The organism is Psychrobacter sp. ANT_H3 (assembly GCF_027919975.1).
In the GTDB taxonomy this organism is placed as follows: domain Bacteria; phylum Pseudomonadota; class Gammaproteobacteria; order Pseudomonadales; family Moraxellaceae; genus Psychrobacter; species Psychrobacter maritimus.
This window is the reverse complement of record NZ_JAQISM010000013.1, coordinates 26,093-43,678: the sequence shown is the minus strand read 5'-3', so window position 1 is coordinate 43,678 and position 17,586 is coordinate 26,093. Positions and strand designations below refer to the sequence as shown.

Annotated in this window: 14 protein-coding genes, 1 other RNA gene and 1 pseudogene; 9 read left to right on the top strand and 7 right to left on the bottom strand. The window is 43.8% G+C overall.

The genetic code is table 11. The features are described 5' to 3' along the window. Positions 1-101: 101 nt before the first annotated feature. Positions 102-824, bottom strand: a complete 723-nt coding sequence (locus PG901_RS07560) for a Bax inhibitor-1/YccA family protein (protein ID WP_271134079.1) — start codon at positions 822-824, stop codon at positions 102-104. A gap of 310 nt (positions 825-1,134) precedes the next feature. Here PG901_RS07560 and PG901_RS07555 point away from each other — a divergent pair, with 310 nt between their 5' ends. Both PG901_RS07555 and PG901_RS07550 read left to right on the top strand, forming a co-directional pair. Then, positions 1,135-2,136, top strand: a complete 1,002-nt coding sequence (locus PG901_RS07555; RefSeq protein WP_227670440.1) for an NAD(+) kinase — start codon at positions 1,135-1,137, stop codon at positions 2,134-2,136. 70 nt (positions 2,137-2,206) lie between these two features. After that, positions 2,207-2,518, top strand: coding sequence for a YeaC family protein (locus tag PG901_RS07550; RefSeq protein WP_271134078.1), 312 nt, complete (start codon positions 2,207-2,209; stop codon positions 2,516-2,518). 109 nt (positions 2,519-2,627) lie between these two features. On the opposite strand, the gene PG901_RS07545 is transcribed toward PG901_RS07550, so the two are convergent. The 5 genes and pseudogenes from PG901_RS07545 to PG901_RS07525 form a co-directional block, all read right to left on the bottom strand. Continuing rightward, on the bottom strand, positions 2,628-3,002 hold the full coding sequence (locus tag PG901_RS07545; RefSeq protein ID WP_201564802.1) for a HopJ type III effector protein: 375 nt from the start codon (positions 3,000-3,002) through the stop codon (positions 2,628-2,630). A 170-nt stretch (positions 3,003-3,172) separates the two neighbouring features. Then, positions 3,173-3,340: pseudogene (gene csrA / locus PG901_RS07540) on the bottom strand (carbon storage regulator CsrA); the annotation flags it as partial. Between the two features lie 394 nt (positions 3,341-3,734). After that, positions 3,735-5,021, bottom strand: coding sequence for an aspartate kinase (locus PG901_RS07535; protein ID WP_271134077.1), 1,287 nt, complete (start codon positions 5,019-5,021; stop codon positions 3,735-3,737). 323 nt (positions 5,022-5,344) lie between these two features. Next, positions 5,345-8,017, bottom strand: a complete 2,673-nt coding sequence (gene alaS, locus PG901_RS07530) for an alanine--tRNA ligase (RefSeq protein ID WP_271134076.1) — start codon at positions 8,015-8,017, stop codon at positions 5,345-5,347. A gap of 301 nt (positions 8,018-8,318) precedes the next feature. After that, positions 8,319-10,088 (bottom strand): DUF389 domain-containing protein, encoded by a 1,770-nt coding sequence (locus PG901_RS07525; RefSeq protein WP_271134075.1) that lies wholly within the window; start codon positions 10,086-10,088, stop codon positions 8,319-8,321. A gap of 354 nt (positions 10,089-10,442) precedes the next feature. Here PG901_RS07525 and PG901_RS07520 point away from each other — a divergent pair, with 354 nt between their 5' ends. Continuing rightward, positions 10,443-10,655, top strand: a complete 213-nt coding sequence (locus tag PG901_RS07520) for a hypothetical protein (RefSeq protein ID WP_271134074.1) — start codon at positions 10,443-10,445, stop codon at positions 10,653-10,655. Between the two features lie 224 nt (positions 10,656-10,879). Here PG901_RS07520 and PG901_RS07515 read toward each other — a convergent pair whose 3' ends face one another. After that, positions 10,880-12,316: a L,D-transpeptidase family protein gene (locus tag PG901_RS07515; RefSeq protein ID WP_271134073.1), complete on the bottom strand. Its 1,437-nt coding sequence runs from the start codon at positions 12,314-12,316 to the stop codon at positions 10,880-10,882. Between the two features lie 392 nt (positions 12,317-12,708). Between PG901_RS07515 and prmB the strand changes: the two genes are divergently transcribed. The 6 genes from prmB to PG901_RS07490 all read left to right on the top strand — a co-directional run bounded on the left by prmB (position 12,709) and on the right by PG901_RS07490 (position 17,445). Next, positions 12,709-13,881 carry a 50S ribosomal protein L3 N(5)-glutamine methyltransferase gene (gene prmB / locus PG901_RS07510; protein ID WP_271134072.1) on the top strand — a complete coding sequence of 391 codons (1,173 nt, stop codon included), beginning with the start codon at positions 12,709-12,711 and terminating at the stop codon, positions 13,879-13,881. Positions 13,882-13,953: 72 nt separating this feature from the next. Then, complete coding sequence (aroC, locus tag PG901_RS07505; RefSeq protein WP_271134071.1) at positions 13,954-15,057, top strand: chorismate synthase; 1,104 nt, start codon at positions 13,954-13,956, stop codon at positions 15,055-15,057. Positions 15,058-15,246: 189 nt separating this feature from the next. Beyond that, a complete protein-coding gene (locus tag PG901_RS07500; RefSeq protein ID WP_271134070.1) occupies positions 15,247-15,918 on the top strand; it encodes an alpha/beta hydrolase in 672 nt (223 codons plus the stop codon). Between the two features lie 85 nt (positions 15,919-16,003). After that, positions 16,004-16,362: a transfer-messenger RNA gene (gene ssrA, locus PG901_RS07495) on the top strand. Between the two features lie 260 nt (positions 16,363-16,622). Beyond that, positions 16,623-16,811, top strand: coding sequence for an Arm DNA-binding domain-containing protein (locus PG901_RS13690; RefSeq protein WP_442966865.1), 189 nt, complete (start codon positions 16,623-16,625; stop codon positions 16,809-16,811). 382 nt (positions 16,812-17,193) lie between these two features. After that, a complete protein-coding gene (locus tag PG901_RS07490; protein WP_271134069.1) occupies positions 17,194-17,445 on the top strand; it encodes a hypothetical protein in 252 nt (83 codons plus the stop codon). The last annotated feature ends 141 nt before the right edge of the window (positions 17,446-17,586 follow it).

Here is a 17,586-nt window from a genome sequence, read left to right as displayed (position 1 = left end):
GCTTAAACCCATTTAAATAAATTCCTGAAAATTACCCACAAAAAAACCGCCTTTATAAAAGACGATTTTTTTATTTAAATAACTACTAAACAGGGTTTAGATTAGTCTTGTAGGTAGCTTAGCAGACGCATAAATTCGATATACATCCATACTAACGTTGCAAGGATACCAATACTAAATAACCACTCGTAGTCTTCTGAGACGCCCATCGCTACACCGCGATCAATATTATCAAAGTCTAATAACAGGGTAAAAGAGGCGATAACAATCACGAATAAGCTAAAGCCGATAGCGATAGCGCCACCTTCAAATAAGAAGGGTAAGCTCGAACCGAACGCTAAAGACAATACCCACTGCGCCACATAAACAAGCATGATGGCAATCAATGCTGAGGTGACGATTGAGCGGAACTTTTCAGTCACTTTAACCAAACCTGAACGATATAGCCCTAGCATCACAGCTGCGGTGACAAAGGTCGCACACATCGCAGTAACTGGCACGCTTGGGTACATGCGCATAAAGAATAGCGAGATGCCACCTAAAAAGATACCTTCTAATAAAGCATAAGGTACGGCAAAGGATTTGGCTTTTTGTGGTTTAAAGGTGATGAAAATAGCAAGACCAAAGGCGGCAAACATACTACCAAAAGCCGCCATGGTGATAAAACCTTGTGATAGGCCTGCCATTAACGCATAAAAGAAAAATCCAATACCAGTAATCGCCGATAAGCCAAGCAATAGACTGGTTTTTTGAATCACGCCCTTAACCGTCATCGGCGCGCCGCCAACGGCAAGCTCTGCACGACTGACAATAGGATTGGCCATAAAAATGTCCTTAATAAAATATAAATAACTGAGATGCCAGCTACTTTAGCAAAACCGCTATTATTGTCAACTGTGTTTGCGTGACAGCATACAAGGCTCTCAACGACTATTACGCCGGTGATTCGCCCATGTATATAGAAATAGGGTGCGATAGTGAGTAGCTAAACAAACACGCCTAAAAGTGGCGTATGATAGAAGATATATGGGGTCAATTACGACAGTTAACAACGATAATTGATAAACATGCTAGTCTAAGCGCTGTTTTCTCGCTATCATTGCCCTGTACTTTACCGTTATGCCGAGTCGTTTTATGGAAAACTCAGCGCAGTCCGCCCGATTGCCGCACTTACATGAATCAGAGCTGTTCCACGCTATCAAAAATCCTGCTTTCAGGCGTATCGGTCTGATGGGCCGCGCGGGAAAACGTAGCGTGACCCAAAGTTTGGTGCAGATTGCCCAAACCATCAATGATATGAATTTAACATTGATTATGGATGTACAAACGGCCAATTTACCGACGTTAAACCTGACTGAGATTGAGCGCGTCAAAATCGTCAAGCGCAGTTTAATTGGCGAGATTTGTGACTTGGTCATCGTGGTCGGTGGTGATGGCTCGATATTGCATGCCGCTGAAGCACTGGCACGCTACCGTGTCCCTGTATTGGGGGTCAACCGTGGTCGCCTTGGTTTTTTAGCCGATGTAAAGCCTGATGAAGCCGCCTTTAAATTACGCCAAGTATTGATGGGTGATTATCAGTTAGACCATAGGTTTTTGCTCACCATGGAGATTCGTGAAGGTCGCAAGATTATTCATGAAGATATGGCGCTTAACGATGTGGTATTACATGCGGGTAAATCGGTGCACATGATTGATTTTCAGATGAAAATTGACGGTCATGATGTTTACCGCCAGCATAGTGATGGGCTTATTGTCGCAACGCCAACGGGTTCGACGGCTTATGCACTTTCTGGTGGTGGTCCTATCATTCACCCGAGTATGGATGCGATTTGTTTGGTGCCGATGCACCCGCACACCTTGTCTAGTCGCCCGATTGTGGTGAGTGGGACGAGTGAGATTTGTATTCGTATCCATGAGGACAATCGCACCCAGCCGCAGGTGAGCGCCGATGGCAAGCCCAGCATACCGCTCGACCAAGAGCAACGCCTGTACATTCGCAAGCATCCTGATAAGCTGACCTTGTTACATCCACCTGGGTTTGATTTTTATGAGGCCTGCCGCACCAAGTTGCACTGGAACGTCCATGCCGAAGAATTCAGTATGGATGTTGATGATGATATTATAGAAGAATAAGCGCATCGATGATAAAAAGTCTGTCTGATAAGGCTTTTTATATAAAATATAGTAGTGGAGAGTAGGTAAGATGGACAAACAAACGATATTAGCAAGTGTCACCCCCGAAGTGATCGATCAATTCCGTTTGGCGATTGAGATAGGTAAATGGCCAGATGGTCGTAAGCTCACGCCTGAGCAGTGCGAAACTTGTATGCAAGCGGTGATGGTTTGGGAGCATGAGCATCTGCCGCCAGCCGAGCGTACCGGTTATATCCATAAACCTGTAAAAGACGATGGCTCTATTGTGGGCGCTGAATGTGATGTCGAACACGAGCATCATTATCCCAATATGCCCAATCCTAAAGGTGCGGTGCAGCCGGTCAAATTTCGCAATAAATAGATTAACATCGAAGTTTTTGGATAAAAAATAATGCATATAAAAAAGCCACGCTATGATGATAGCGTGGCTTTTTTATGTATCAATATGGCATCACTACATAGCTACATCACTATAGCGCGCTGGTATCAACACTTGGACGCGGCGTTAATGGATTTTTTTCCATTAAGAACCCCTGCCAACCCCAATGTAAGAAATTGCGGATATTGGCATGGTCCGTACCCTTTGGGGTCGCTTGAACCTTGGCATAATGCTCACCGAACAGCTTTAGGGTGTCTAATTGATTTAAGCCATGGTGCTTAGCAAAGCCAAAAATCTTGGCGCTGCCTTCGTTTTCGCCTGCAGCGTTATGGATCAAGCCATTCACAAAAGGCGCTGGTGCATAGCGATAAAAATCATCAATAAAGCTGATGACATCATTGAATCCAATGGCTTTTTTATTCAAACCATTAAGTAGAGCCGATACATCTGATTGGCGGATACTCATAAATACATGACCTCAGAGCAGATTAGAAAGCAAAAATAGGGTGCTTAATTTATGCCCAATAATTATTGATAGTTAGATAGTAAGCGAACCATTTAGCGATTGAAATAGTCTTCATCATCGAATGAAGGCGCAAAGCTGCCTTGTTCAAGATGTTGCATTTGCGACTGTACCGTACGCTCATGCTGGATACGCTGATAAATCTCTTCACGGTGTACGGCAATATCTTTAGGTGCATTCACACCGATTCGTACTTGATTGCCCTTGACACCTAGGACAGTCACACTGACCTCGTCGCCAATCATTAGCGTTTCGCCCACGCGGCGTGTCAAAATTAACATGCGTCACACTCCTTATGTCGCATCAACAGATTATTACTCATCAGATTGCGTCTCAATTACAGGACATCACCGCAGCACTAAATAAGCAAGGTATTCATCATAAAAACAATGCTTAAGGTGGTGCCAATAGCGGTAATGATAGGTAGATTCATTTAGCCCAAATGAAAGCCCCATTATAGGGGGCATAACAGATACTGTCACGGGTTTTCACAAAACTATTAGGTATATACTTACCTTAGCAATAGTAATAAAAGAAAATAGAGCCTAATAAGACTCTATTTAATTAAAACTTGCTAAAAATAATCAATCGTTATTTGCTTAACAAGTATGCAACCCGCTTTGGTTTTTATTAAAGTGCTGATGCTTACAATGTATAAACGCTAGCCATTAAATATTATAACCCAGCAATTTTGCTGTCACCGTCTTCACGGTCAAGCCCAAAGGCCGTGTGCAATGATTTGACCGCTTTTTCTAAATGCTGCTCTTGGATAAGTACAGACACTTTGATTTCACTGGTCGATATCATTTGGATATTGATATTGTTTTCAGCCAAGGTTTGGAACATCAGGCTTGCAACACCAGCATGCGAGCGCATACCAACACCAACCAATGACACTTTAACCACTTCGTTATTGGCCAATATCTCTTTGGCACCAATCTCATCTTTCACTTCATCTTCTAGCACTTTCATGGTTTTATCCATGTCAGTACGGTTGACGGTAAAGGTGAAGTCAGTGGTGCCGTTGGTCGATAGGTTTTGGACAATCATATCGATTTCGATGTTGGCGCGACCGATAGGGCTTAGGATGGCAGAGGCGATACCAGGGTGATCAGGCACACCGCGCACGACTATTTTTGCTTCGTCGCGATTAAAAGCGATACCTGAGATGATTGCCTGTTCCATGTTGTCTCCTTCGTCTATCGTAATTAGGGTGCCGACATTGTCTTGAAAGTCTTGGTCGAAGCTACCATCGTTGTTTTCATCAAAGCTAGATAATACGCGCAGTGGCACGCCGTATTTGCCAGCGAACTCTACTGAGCGAATCTGTAAAATCTTGGAGCCAAGGCTTGCCATCTCAAGCATTTCTTCAAAGGTAATCTTTTCAAGTTTTTTGGCTTTTGAGGTGACGCGTGGGTCGGTGGTATAAACGCCATCGACATCAGTATAGATTTGGCATTCATCAGCGCCCAATGCTGCGGCAATTGCAACACCTGTCGTATCAGAGCCGCCGCGACCTAATGTCGTCGCGTTGCCTTCTTCATCGATACCTTGGAAGCCTGCGACGATAACGACGTTGCCCGCATCTAGTTGCTCACGGATGTTTTTATCATCGATGCTTTCGATACGCGCTTTATTATGGGCGCTATCGGTTTTAATGGCGACTTGACGACCGGTGAATGAACGTGCGCCAATACCAAGCTCTTTAATCGCCATCGCAAGTAAAGAGATAGAAACTTGCTCGCCCGTTGAGACCATTTGGTCGTATTCGCGTGGGTCAGGTTGGCTGCTGATTTGGCGTGCTAAATCGATCAAACGGTTGGTTTCGCCGCTCATGGCAGACACCACCACAATCACTTGATGACCGTTGTCATGCCAGCGTTTGACTCGTTTGGCGACATTTTTGATGCGGTCGATACTGCCCATCGAGGTGCCGCCGTATTTTTGTACTATTAACGCCATAAAAATCTACCTATTATTCACCAATGGCCATCTGTTACTTATCGACATCAATCCATCATGGCGCTGTTTGCAACGACAGTGCTAGATTCATTTTAATAACGATAAAGCCGGATTATAAAAACTGCGCCCTGTATTTTACTTTCTGCTGTTTTACGCTCTGCTGTTTTACTATTTATAGCTAGTGACTAGATATGCTGACCTGCATCTAAGCGTGGTACTTTATACCATATTAGCGGCATAACTTTAAGTGCTAGCAAGCATTAGATGTATGGCGATTGGTTATAACCGTTATAACCAATCATCTATTAGCCTAAGCTTAATACTTAACCAAGCTGCTCTGCAATCCACGCAGGTAGCGCATTGATAACCGCGCTGGTGTTGGCAGCTTTTGGTGCGCCGCCTTGGGCATAGTCAGGCTTACCGCCACCTTTACCACCCAGCTCACCTGCCAAATGACGAATGATATCACCGGCTTTTACTTTAGCGGTAACAGATTTTGCCACACTAGCGGCTAATGCCAATTGCTCATCTTTATCACCAATCAATACAATCACGCTATCAGGAAGTTTTGATTTGATATCGTCCATCAGCGTACGGATGGATTTACCATCAACGCCGCTTAAAGTACTGATAAGCACGGGTGTACCAGCAATGGTTTGCACGTCATCAAGCAAATTAGCGGCTTGGGCGCTGGCGATTTTTTGCTCTAAACGTTCGAGCTGTTTTTCCAAATTGCGCTGCTTATCCGCCATGGTACGCACACGCTGTGCAACCTCTGGACGTTTCACTTTTAGCTGACTGGCAAGCTCGCTGAGTTGTTGCTCACTTTGCTGAATGTTTTTAATCGCATTCATGCCGGTGACCGCTTCAATACGGCGGATGCCAGCAGCAATACCTGATTCGCTGGTAATTTTTAACAGACCAATATCACCGGTACGCTGCACATGTAAGCCGCCGCACAGCTCAATAGAGAACGGCTGACGCTGACCATCAACAATGCTGTCGGTACCCATGGTTAGGACACGCACGTCATTACCGTATTTTTCACCAAATAACGCCATCGCACCTTGCTTCATCGCTTCATCGATAGACATATGCTCGATACGGGCAGGGGTATTGGCTTGGATTTGCTCATTGACAAGGCGTTCGATACGGCTGATTTCAGCATCGCTAACGGGCTTGTCATAGGAGAAGTCAAAACGTAATACCTCGCTTGAAACCAATGAGCCTTTTTGTGTGACTTCATTACCCAATACTTGTCTTAGCGCGGCATGCAATAGATGCGTGGCCGAGTGGTTTTTGGCACTAGCGGCACGAATGCTCGATAATACTTGTGCATCAGCTGTTTGCTGGGCGTTAATCTCGCCCATGGTAACCACGCCATAATGAATAATAGCTTGCCCAGATTTTTTGGTATCTTGCACTTCAAAAACACCGGTTGCGCTGCGGATTTCGCCAAGCTCACCAACCTGACCACCGCCTTCAGCATAAAACGGTGTACGGTCAAGAACAATAACGCCTTCCATACCCTCAGCTAAGCTCTCGGTTGGATTGCCATCTTGATAAAGGGCATGAATAATCACACCATCTTCTTCAAGCTGCTCATAACCGATAAAGGTCGTTGGGTTTTCTACTTGGATAACGCTGCTGTAATCGACATCAAATTTGCCGGCATCACGCGCCCGTTCACGCTGTGCTTGCATGTGCTCATCAAACTCCGCTTCATCAATCACAATACCGCGCTCACGGGTGATATCAGCGGTCAAGTCAACGGGAAAGCCGTAAGTATCATAAAGTTTGAATGCCGCCTCGCCAGAGAGCGTATCACCGTCTTTTAGACCTTCAAGCTCGCTGGCAAGCAGACGTAAACCTTGTGCTAGGGTTTTAGCAAATTGGGCTTCTTCTTTTTGAATGGCGTTTTCGATGACGCTTTGCTTATCTTTTAGCTCAGGATAGGCGCTGCCCATCTCAGCGACAAGCGGCGCGACCATTTTATAAAAGAAGTCGCTATCGGCACCAAGCTTATTACCGTGACGCACCGCACGGCGAATAACGCGGCGCAGTACATAACCGCGACCTTCGTTACTTGGGGTGACACCATCAGCAATCAAAAATGCCACGGCACGGATATGGTCGGCGATGACTTTTAATGAAGATTGTTGCTCGTTTTCAATACCTAAAATCTCAGCCGCCGCATCCATTAGATGGACAAATAAATCTATCTCGTAGTTGCCATGGACGCCTTGCATAATGGCACTGATACGTTCAAGCCCCATGCCGGTATCGACGCTTGGGGCTGGTAGCGGCAGCATAGTACCGTCTTTTTGACGGTTAAACTGCATAAAGACACAGTTCCAAATCTCAATATAACGGTCGCCATCTTCTTCAGGCGTACCCGGCAAACCACCTTCGATATCAGCGCCATGGTCATAAAATACTTCGGTACAAGGACCGCATGGACCGGTATCACCCATCGTCCAAAAGTTATCAGAGGCGTAAGGCGCGCCTTTATTATCACCAATACGGATAATGCGCTCACTTGGGATGCCAATGTCTTTATGCCAAATATCAAAGGCTTCATCATCGGTTGCATAAATGGTCACATACAAACGGTCTTTATCGATTGCCAACCATTCATCTGAGGTTAAAAACTCCCAAATATACGCAATACCAGCTTGCTTAAAGTAATCGCCAAAAGAGAAATTACCCAGCATCTCAAAAAACGTATGATGGCGCGCCGTATAACCAACATTATCCAAATCGTTGTGTTTACCGCCGGCACGTACGCATTTTTGTGAGCTCACGGCACGCGTATAGTCACGCGGCTCCATGCCCAAAAAGGTTTCTTTGAACTGATTCATGCCGGCATTGGTGAATAGTAATGTCGGGTCGTTGTATGGAATCAAGCTCGACGAGGCGACGGGGGTGTGCTGCTTGCTTATGAAAAAATCGATAAAAGCTTGACGAATATCGGCTGAGCGAAATGGCTGGCTCACAGCGGCTCCTTACTGACGGATGTATTGAGTAAAATAAGTAAAATAATTTTGCAAGCGATTTTAGCACAAACGTGCCAAGGGTGTTGAAGATTCATAAGCAAACACCGGGTAAATATGGCTTAAGTTTCGTTATTAAGCAGGCGCTTGCATTGAATATTTGTCTTCATTAAATCGCTTTATTTCAAATAAATATTTTAGGATTTATAGAAAGGTTGTCGCATTATCGTTATTGCATTAACCGACTAGGGTCAATTAGTCAGTTAAATAAATAGCCGGTTAAATGAATTGCCGGTTAAATAAATCAGTTGGTTAGTATAGTCACATCGGTTTTATCGAGTTTATCTTGAATGAGTGGATGCGACTCAATCACCTGTACAGGCATATAGCGTAGCTGCAAGCGAATAGGTAGATAGTCAGGGAAATTATCGGCCATATCTTGGCTGATAATCGCTTCGATTTGACGGACATCGTAGGAGCTGGGCGTTGTTTCGCCGCGAATCACCGCGCGCACGACTTGATTGGTGTCGCTTTTATCAAACTGCGTATTGGTCAGCACATTGCCTTTATCACTAAAGTAGCTATTAATCGTCTCTTTGACGCTGCTTTCAAACACTTGCTGTTTGGCGTTGGTTTGTAGATTAATGGTCAAATAGGTTCCTAATCCGCCCAATAACAATAATGTCACCGCATTGCGCTGCAAAAAAGTCAAATAGGTGTTGGACTTATAATCGTCTTTAACCAAACGGCGAAAGCCCAAAACCCATAATACCAGCGCATTGGTAAATTGAATGGCAAGGATATTAGTCATAGCCAGCAAGAGTGCGCCAAACCCAAGCTGAAGCTCGCCATTGGCAAATAGAATGCCACTGGCAGCAAGGGGCGGCACCAACGCTGTCGCCACCGCGACGCCAACCACTGCCACCGACAGGTGCGGAGAAACCATGGCATAAGCACCAGCCGTACCACCAGCAAGGGCAATCATCAAATCCATCGACGTCGGCTGCGTGCGCGATAGTATCTCTGCCGTTAGCGGTTGGTCTTTGTGTAACCAGCCGACGATAAAGCCCACCAATACCACCAAAGAGATGCCTAGAAACACGGTAATAAGTGACTTACGTAGTAGCGGCATACGATGGTCAATAATCGCTAATGCCACCCCTGTGATAGGTCCTAACATCATGGCAACTAGCATGGCCCCAATGACCACCGCCGCTGAGTTGGTCACCAGTCCATAGCTTGCGATAATAGCCGAGAGGATATTCATGATGAAATACATTTTGCTCGGCAGCGCATTGGCCTCAATCCTAACGCGCACTTCTGGATAGTCTACTTTTTTATTACTAAATTGCTCGGCGACAAACTGCTTATAAGATTCAAGTTTGGCTTCCTTTTTTTCTTTTACCTCTTCGCCTTCTTCATTGTCTTCTTCAGCGCTCTTATGGTTATCATCGCTAACCTCATCTTCTTCTAAAACATTAGCAGCGGTTTGAGTACTGTTTTGCTTTTTATTAATTGGCGGCTCATTTTTGTTGATGTTTTTCTCATCGTTCATTGCTTGAGGCTTAGCCGTAGGAACAGCTGCTTGTTCCTGATTGAGCGCTTCTTTTTCTTCCGTGTTTTCTGCATCTGGCAGCTTATGAGCCTGTGCATCGTTTGAATGCTGTTGACTAAAATCCGTTTCATCAGCTTCTACGCTTACTTCTGCATCGGCATCGTCCTGAAAAAAATCTTCCTCGGTGCTTAGAAAATCCGACTCTGTATGATCATTCACGGCTTGAGAGTCTGTGTCAGGGGTTTCTAATGAGGCAACCACCACATCAGGCGCCACGGTTTCCATCTTTATCTTTGCTTCTGGTGCTTGCGCCGCTGCCGACTCTTTGGCAACTTCTTTATCGCTGTTATTGTCGGCATCAACATTTTCAACAGCCGCATCCTGTGCTGCTGGTTCAGCAATGCCATCAATGCCATCAATGTCATCATTAATGATATTGACGATTTTAGATTCAAAATCGTTTTGGGATTTATCGACAGGCAGTGAACTGTTAGTAGTGTCAGTATTAGATGAGGTCATAGAAGCAAACTTAGCTAATGAGTAAGGATGGAAGAGTGCAAACTAGCAAATGCAAGTGGCAAAGTGCATGTAAGAGTACAGGAAATCCACTATTGTAATGATAAATGCATCATAGCGTATGAACTTTTTGCGACTCAAGGATGAGAGGTACAGAGAAGTTGAGCAGATAAAAACAACCAATATACTGCTTTTCTCCTTATTAAAAACACTTGGCGCAAATCAACAATTATAATATGGCTTTTAATATGAATCACTTGCTATGAATGGGCTGCGGGTCTATAAGAAAACACTTACTTTTTGTATGGATTTAGTGTATAAAGGTGTTATACCCACACAATAAATGAGGAATATATCATGAACTGGCCACTATTCTCTGTCATCTATTCGATAGCCGCAACCGTTACCATCGGCGTATTTATGATTGGCGCATTGGTCACGGGTTTTAACGAGATTCCGCATATTCAAATAGCGGTAGCAGCAGGTTTCCTGGCGTCTATTCCTGCCGCACTTATCTTTACCAAAAAAGTCAGTAGTATCACTGGTAAAGAAGATGGCTATAAAGCGTAATTTTTCAAAAGCAATCGATTTCAAAAAGCTATCAATAATAAAAATAAATGATGCTTAGTTTTTGACTGTGTATTTGATCGTGTATAAAGTAAAAAACAGCCCTTAATAAAGAGGCTGTTTTTTATTGGCATGTAGTTTGTATTAAAAGAGTTTGTATTGCTTTAAACAAAAAAAGACCTTGATACATATCAAGGTCTTTTTTATTCATTTGCATTAACTGCTAACTATTTGAGCTCAACGGTTGCGCCATTTTCGATATTAGCATAAACCTCTAGCACATCCCAGTTAGTCAGACGTACACAGCCTGCCGAGGCTTGACGGCTGATGCCTTCAGGCTTTGGTGAACCATGAATACCATATGAGGGTTTCGATAAGCCCATCCATACAACACCGACAGGGCTGTTTGGGCCTGGTGGTAGCATATGGATTTTTTTATCGGCGCCCTTACCAACGGTTGCTTTATACCAAGGCATTTTTACCTTGTTAATGATTTTAAACGAACCTTGCGGTGATGGCGTGGCGTCACTACCAATGGTGGTTGGGTAAGTGGCAACCAGCTTATCATCGTTATAAGCATATAAGGTCTTATCGGCTTTATTGGCAACCACACGGTTGATACGCTGCTTAAGCGGGGCACGGGTATTCAAAACAGTAATAGTTTCGCCCGCTTTATATTGCTTGTTTTTATTCAGCTTATCTAAATAGCGCACATCCATATGGAAGCGCTCACCAAACATCTCTTTAATGTCTTGATAATATAAGCCTTTCATTTTTGACTTGGCTTCTGAGCCTGCAGGCATATTAGCAAAGTTAGTATTCACATCGTCTTCGGTGATGGTATAAGTCACGAGCACCGGCTTATTGGCTGGGATATTTTTATTTAAAGCATCCCATGTTTTTTGGTCCATTTTACCCGTTGCTGGCAAGCCTTTCATGGTTTGAAAGTTAATAAGTGCTTTTTTACTATTCATACCCCAGCCGCCATCAATAGCACCAGGAGAGGCGTGGTTCCAATCCAATAGCGCCTGCATCTTGATGGTCATTGCCGAGTTGACTTTCATATTCGGTGTCCATGTGGCACCGTTTACTTGTTTGGCATAATTAGATAAATTCAGTGTGGTATGCTTTTTACCGTCGATATCTTCGATGCTCTTAATCGCAGGGTCATTTGCGCTATCAGCGGTCGATGTAGAAGGGGCAGCAACGGCTTGACCTTCGCTGATATCGTCAGTGCTATCAGACTGCACATCTTTAAGAGACAGTTCTTCCACGGTCATATTATCAGCGCTAACCGCTGCTGAATTGGCTTCAGCTTCTTGCTTTGAGTCAATCAGCTGAGTCATACGGTCAGCTGGCTTGGCTTTATTCGCTTGATTGACAGTTGGCTGCACAGTAGTACGAGCATCAATTGAGCTGCTACGGCTTTCTTGCACATCCAAGCTCACTTTCTTAGCGATGCTAGGCATTGAGTCAGCTTTGCGTACTGGTAAGGTGCGCGTCGTGTCGGCAGGTGCAGCAACAGCGCTGATACTGGCACTAACGATAGCAATTGAGATGGCGGTAATAAGAGGCTTCATTTTCATCATATTGGCATACTTATGGTTATAACTAATGGCGCTATTATGCGCATAATTTGGATGCTTCGCAAACTTTTGACACATCTTTTTTCGTTTAGGGCTTGCTAAACGTCAACTGTTGACGTATTCACTACAGTTGGGAAATAATTTAGTCATGCTGGATATAGGGTTGCCGTTAATTATTGCTACAATGGCTAATTTTCTACTTTATAGTCAAATATTATCCTAATGCTCAATCTCATTTTCCCAAATACCTAAACTTGCTAAATTTAACTATATTAGTCGGTAAGCAAGTAGATAGGCAGTTTTGCTTTGCCGTAAAAAACCCAGTCAGTACAATACACAGTTATTGGCGCATCATGACGTTTGCGTCTATAATGGGTGACGAGTTTTTATTTAATAAATCAGCTGCTAATTAAAAGCGATTTAACCCATCCGCATGTAGTTAGTAAGCATGTAAATCAGTAAGGTGCGATATGTCAGAAGACCAAACCATGAGCGCAGAAGAGTTTCAAAATCAGTACTTTGATGATGAGTCGCAAGGCTTGGATAATGAGCCGGAGTATGATTTAGAGACCGGTCTGCTCGGTCAGCACGATGAGTTTGCCAACCTGCATACAGAGCTTGAAGAGGCGCGTGAGCAGCTGGTCAGTATCCGTGATTTTATTCGTTTTGCCGTCACCCAGCTACGCAATTATGATGTGGTGGTCGCTCAAGGAACGACAGATGAGTTCGCTGAAGCCTCTGCTATTGTGTTGCATTCTTTATCTTTAGATTGGGCTGCCAATGATCAGATTTTGGATTGCCGCCTGACCACATCAGAGAAGCAGCAGGTACTGAGTTTATTAGAAGAGCGCATCGCTGAGCGTAAGCCATTAAGCTATTTGATTAATTTATCGTATTTCTGTGACTTGCCTTTTTATGTTGATGAGCGCGTTCTAATTCCACGCTCGCCTATCGCTGAGCTGATTCGTCAGCAGTTCCATCCGTACTTTGAAGTGAGCGAGCTTGCAAAACCGATAGGCGTTAGTATCAATAATCAAGCGCCGGCTTTTTATGATCATGGCTTAGAGATTAAACAGCTATCACAGCCCGAGCGTATTTTAGATTTATGCACCGGTTCTGGCTGTATTGCTATTGCACTTGCCACACGTTTTGTCGATGCACTGGTCGATGCCGTCGATATCGATAAAGGGGCGCTGGAAGTCGCGATGGTCAACGTCGATCATCATGACCTAGGTCATCAAGTCAATGTGATTGAATCTGACTTATTTGCTAAGATTCCTGCTGAACATCAATACGAGCTGATTGTCACCAATCCTCCGTATGTCGATGCCGCTATCATGGCAGATTTACCCCCTGAGTTTTTATATGAGCCAGAACATGCGCTCGCAGCCGGTCAAGACGGGCTGGATTTGGTACATCGCATACTTTTTGAAGCGCCAGATTATTTAAGCCCTGAAGGGTTGCTTGTCTGTGAAGTGGGCGATAGTGAGTGGGCATTAAAACAGGCTTATCCTGAGATTCAGTTTGATTGGTTAAGATTTGCTCACGGCGGTCATGGTATCTTTGCCATTACTTATGATGAGCTCATGACCCATCGCCAGTTATTTGCCGCTTATGTACAATTATTGGATAGCAATCAATAAATCAAGATTGACATTGACACTAGAATTAAAAATCGGCAATTAAAAATCGACTTCATTTGTTTAAGGATAAATATGGCTGGCAATAGTATTGGACAGGTTTTTACGGTAACGACGTGCGGTGAGTCGCATGGTGCAGGCCTGATGGCTATCGTCGATGGCGTGCCACCAGGTTTAGAATTATGTGAAGCAGATTTGCAGGTAGATTTGGATCGCCGTAAACCTGGGACATCTAAATACTCGACCCAGCGCCGTGAATCTGATGAAGTTGAAATTATCTCTGGCGTCTTTGAAGGTAAAACGACGGGCACATCGATTGGGCTTTTGATTCGTAACACCAATCAAAAATCAAAAGATTATAGTGAAATAAAAGACACTTTTCGCCCCGGTCATGCCGATTATACCTATAGTATGAAATACGGCTTTCGCGATTATCGCGGCGGCGGGCGTTCATCTGCGCGTGAAACGGCCATGCGTGTGGCGGCAGGTGCTATCGCTAAGAAATACTTGCATGAGCGCTTAGGTGTACAAGTGCGCGGGCATGTTACCCAAATTGGCTCGGAATACAGTCAAGTGCTAGACCCAAGTCAAATCGACTGGGATTTTGTCAATAGCAACCCATTCTTTTGTGCTGATCAAGAAGCAGTCAGCCGCTTTGAAGTCTTGATAGACAGCTTGCGCCGTGAAGGAACGAGCTGCGGAGCACGTTTGGAGATTGTCGCCAGTGGCGTGCCCGTAGGATTGGGTGAACCGGTATTTGACCGCCTAGACGCTGATATTGCCCATGCGATGATGAGTATTAATGCCGTTAAAGGCGTTGAAGTTGGTGATGGTATGGCGGTGGCTGGACAGTTTGGGCATAGCGCTCGTGATGAGATGACCCCCGATGGTTTTACGGCTAATCATGCAGGCGGTATCTTGGGCGGTATCTCGTCAGGACAAGATATCCGCGTCAGTATTGCATTGAAGCCAACCTCTAGTATTACGACGGCTGGCAAGAGTATCAATACAGAGGGTGAAGCGATTGAGATGCTGACTAAAGGTCGTCATGACCCTTGCGTAGGTGTGCGAGCAACGCCCATTGCTGAAGCGATGTTAGCGATTGTATTGCTTGATCATTATCTGCGTCATCGTGGTCAAAATGCGGATATTAAGCAACCAGTCCAATCGATTACTTAGATTTTCTGCCATACACTTATTTGCCCTTTGCCGCATCTACTGCTGTTCTATTAGATACGTTAGAGGGTTTTTTTATGCATGCTTAAAACTGTAATGATTCAGGTTATATATTCTAATTTAAATATTGTACGTCTTGCTTAATCAAACAAATAAATCTGGTTTTATTTATCAGTTAAAGGAACTTAAAACATGAGTAACTATTTAGATGCCGTTATTGTCGAACATAATCCCTCACAAAAAAAGATAGACAGAGCCGTGATTTGGCTGCATGGCTTGGGCGCTAGCGGTCATGACTTTGAGCCAGTCGTGCCACAGTTAGGTCTTGCGGATGACATGGCGGTACGTTTTATCTTTCCGCATGCGCCTAATCGACCAGTGACGGTCAATGCCGGCATGGTCATGCCCGCATGGTATGATATCTTAGAGATGAGCCTTGAGCGCAAAGTCGATATCGCGCAGATCGAAGAATCCTCACAGCAAATCCATGACTTGATTGCTCGTGAAATCGAGCGCGGTGTTAAACCTGAACATATTGTCATTGCTGGATTTTCGCAGGGCGGGGCAGTCGCGTATCATGTGGCGCTCGGCTATCCGCAGCGCTTAGCAGGTTTGATGGCACTATCTACCTATTTTGCGACCAATGACAATATCAAATACAGCGCCGCCAATAAAGACATGCCGATATTAATAGAGCATGGTACGCACGACCCTGTTGTTCCTGTGGTTTTAGGTGAGCAGGCACAGGAGTTGTTATCAGCGAAAGGCTACAGTGTCGTTTATCATAACTATCCGATGGCGCATCAAGTTTGCATGCCGCAAATCCAAAATATCGGTAAATGGATGAATAAAGTTTTGGCTTAGCACCTTAAGCTGTAACTTAATGTAATACGGACTGCTTATAGGTTGAAAGTCTATGGGTAAGTCCTATATAATAGTCAGTCTTATTGGGGATGTTCTGGCTTCGACGCTGGTGATGAAACTCAATGATGCATGTCGAGAGTGTATGTCCTCTCGTTAATCAAACATATATTGTTATAGTCGCAAACGACGAAACTTACGCTCTAGCAGCTTAAACCCTGCTTACTTGGTTGCTGATCACCTACAGTTGGTCAACTAAGTTGAAGCGTCCGCATGTAGGCTCGCCACAAGTGATTGTCTCAATCGCTTGGGTTCAAAAGTAGAGAATCGTCCAATCCATCCTGACTGTCGGATCGGTGCGGATTAAAACTAAAGACAGAAACTAAACATGTAGATTCATGAGCGTAATGCTGGCGGACGCGGGTTCAACTCCCGCCATCTCCACCAAACAACGATAAAGGGCTAACCGTCATAGACGGTTAGCCCTTTATTTTGGGCATTTTTCAGGTATTGAGGTTTATATAGAGGTATGGCGAACCATATAGAATGTTGGTATTAGGGTTTATACATACGCTCAATACCAACAAAGGATAGTCCAATGCCCTTAACTCATACCGTTATCAATAAGCTACCTACAGCCCAGTAGCACCTCGATTGATACAAAGCGACCTGACAAGCACAGCGATGGTAACGGACTGCAACTATGGGTGCGTTATACAGGCGTTAAGTCATGGATTAGCGCCTACAGGTGGCAAGACAAACCGTCAGCCTTCACTATTGGCACTTATCCACTAGTGAGCCTACAAAATGCACACCAGCGCAATATTGAGATCAAACGCTTGATAGCTAATGGCGCGCATCTGAAAGATCATAAGAAAGAGCACCACGCCAACTAAAAAGTTTCTAATATTTTCTATGGCAACATTAAAATAAATAAAAGACTTATGCTTTTTAGATCAGTATGTATTTTTTTACGCTTCAACCAGAAAAATTGCTAGGACGTTAATCATCCTACGACCTCAAAGCTTGCAAATAATTTAATTAATAAGCCAATAAAAAAACACCTCGATGACGGGTTGGTTAATAGTGCTATACATGAGATTTATAATCATCAAAATACGAAATTGTTCTCTTAACTAGAATTATGAGTTCTCTTTACGTCAGTTTACCGAACGCAATATGCTATATACAATACGTGAACATTAGTAGACATAAAAACATATTATTAAAGTATAACATTGGAAGCTGAAATTAACTGTTAGAAATAAAGGTTGAGACATGAATAATAGACTATCAGGGAGTGATTTAACTAGAGCTATGCTAAAGCGCGGTGATGAGCAAGTGTGGTGCGCTGTGAGTCATAAAAGTGCTGAGCATGCTATGGAGACTATTATCAATGTCAGCAGTGACTTTATAATGCATATTGTGGCATTTGAGGATGGTCACTTTCTCTGTAAAGAAGGTGGTAGATGGAAATACGCGATACCAATTAAAAAGGTTGAAATTACTCAAGAAGAAGTGGGGTTATAGAAAAATTCTAATTTAATTAATATTATTTTAATAAACATTAGTTTATAGTATAGTTAATTGATGATTAGACTATAAATTATATTCATTATTGTGAATAAAGATATATACTATGTATTAAAAAATAGTATTAGGCACGTCTAC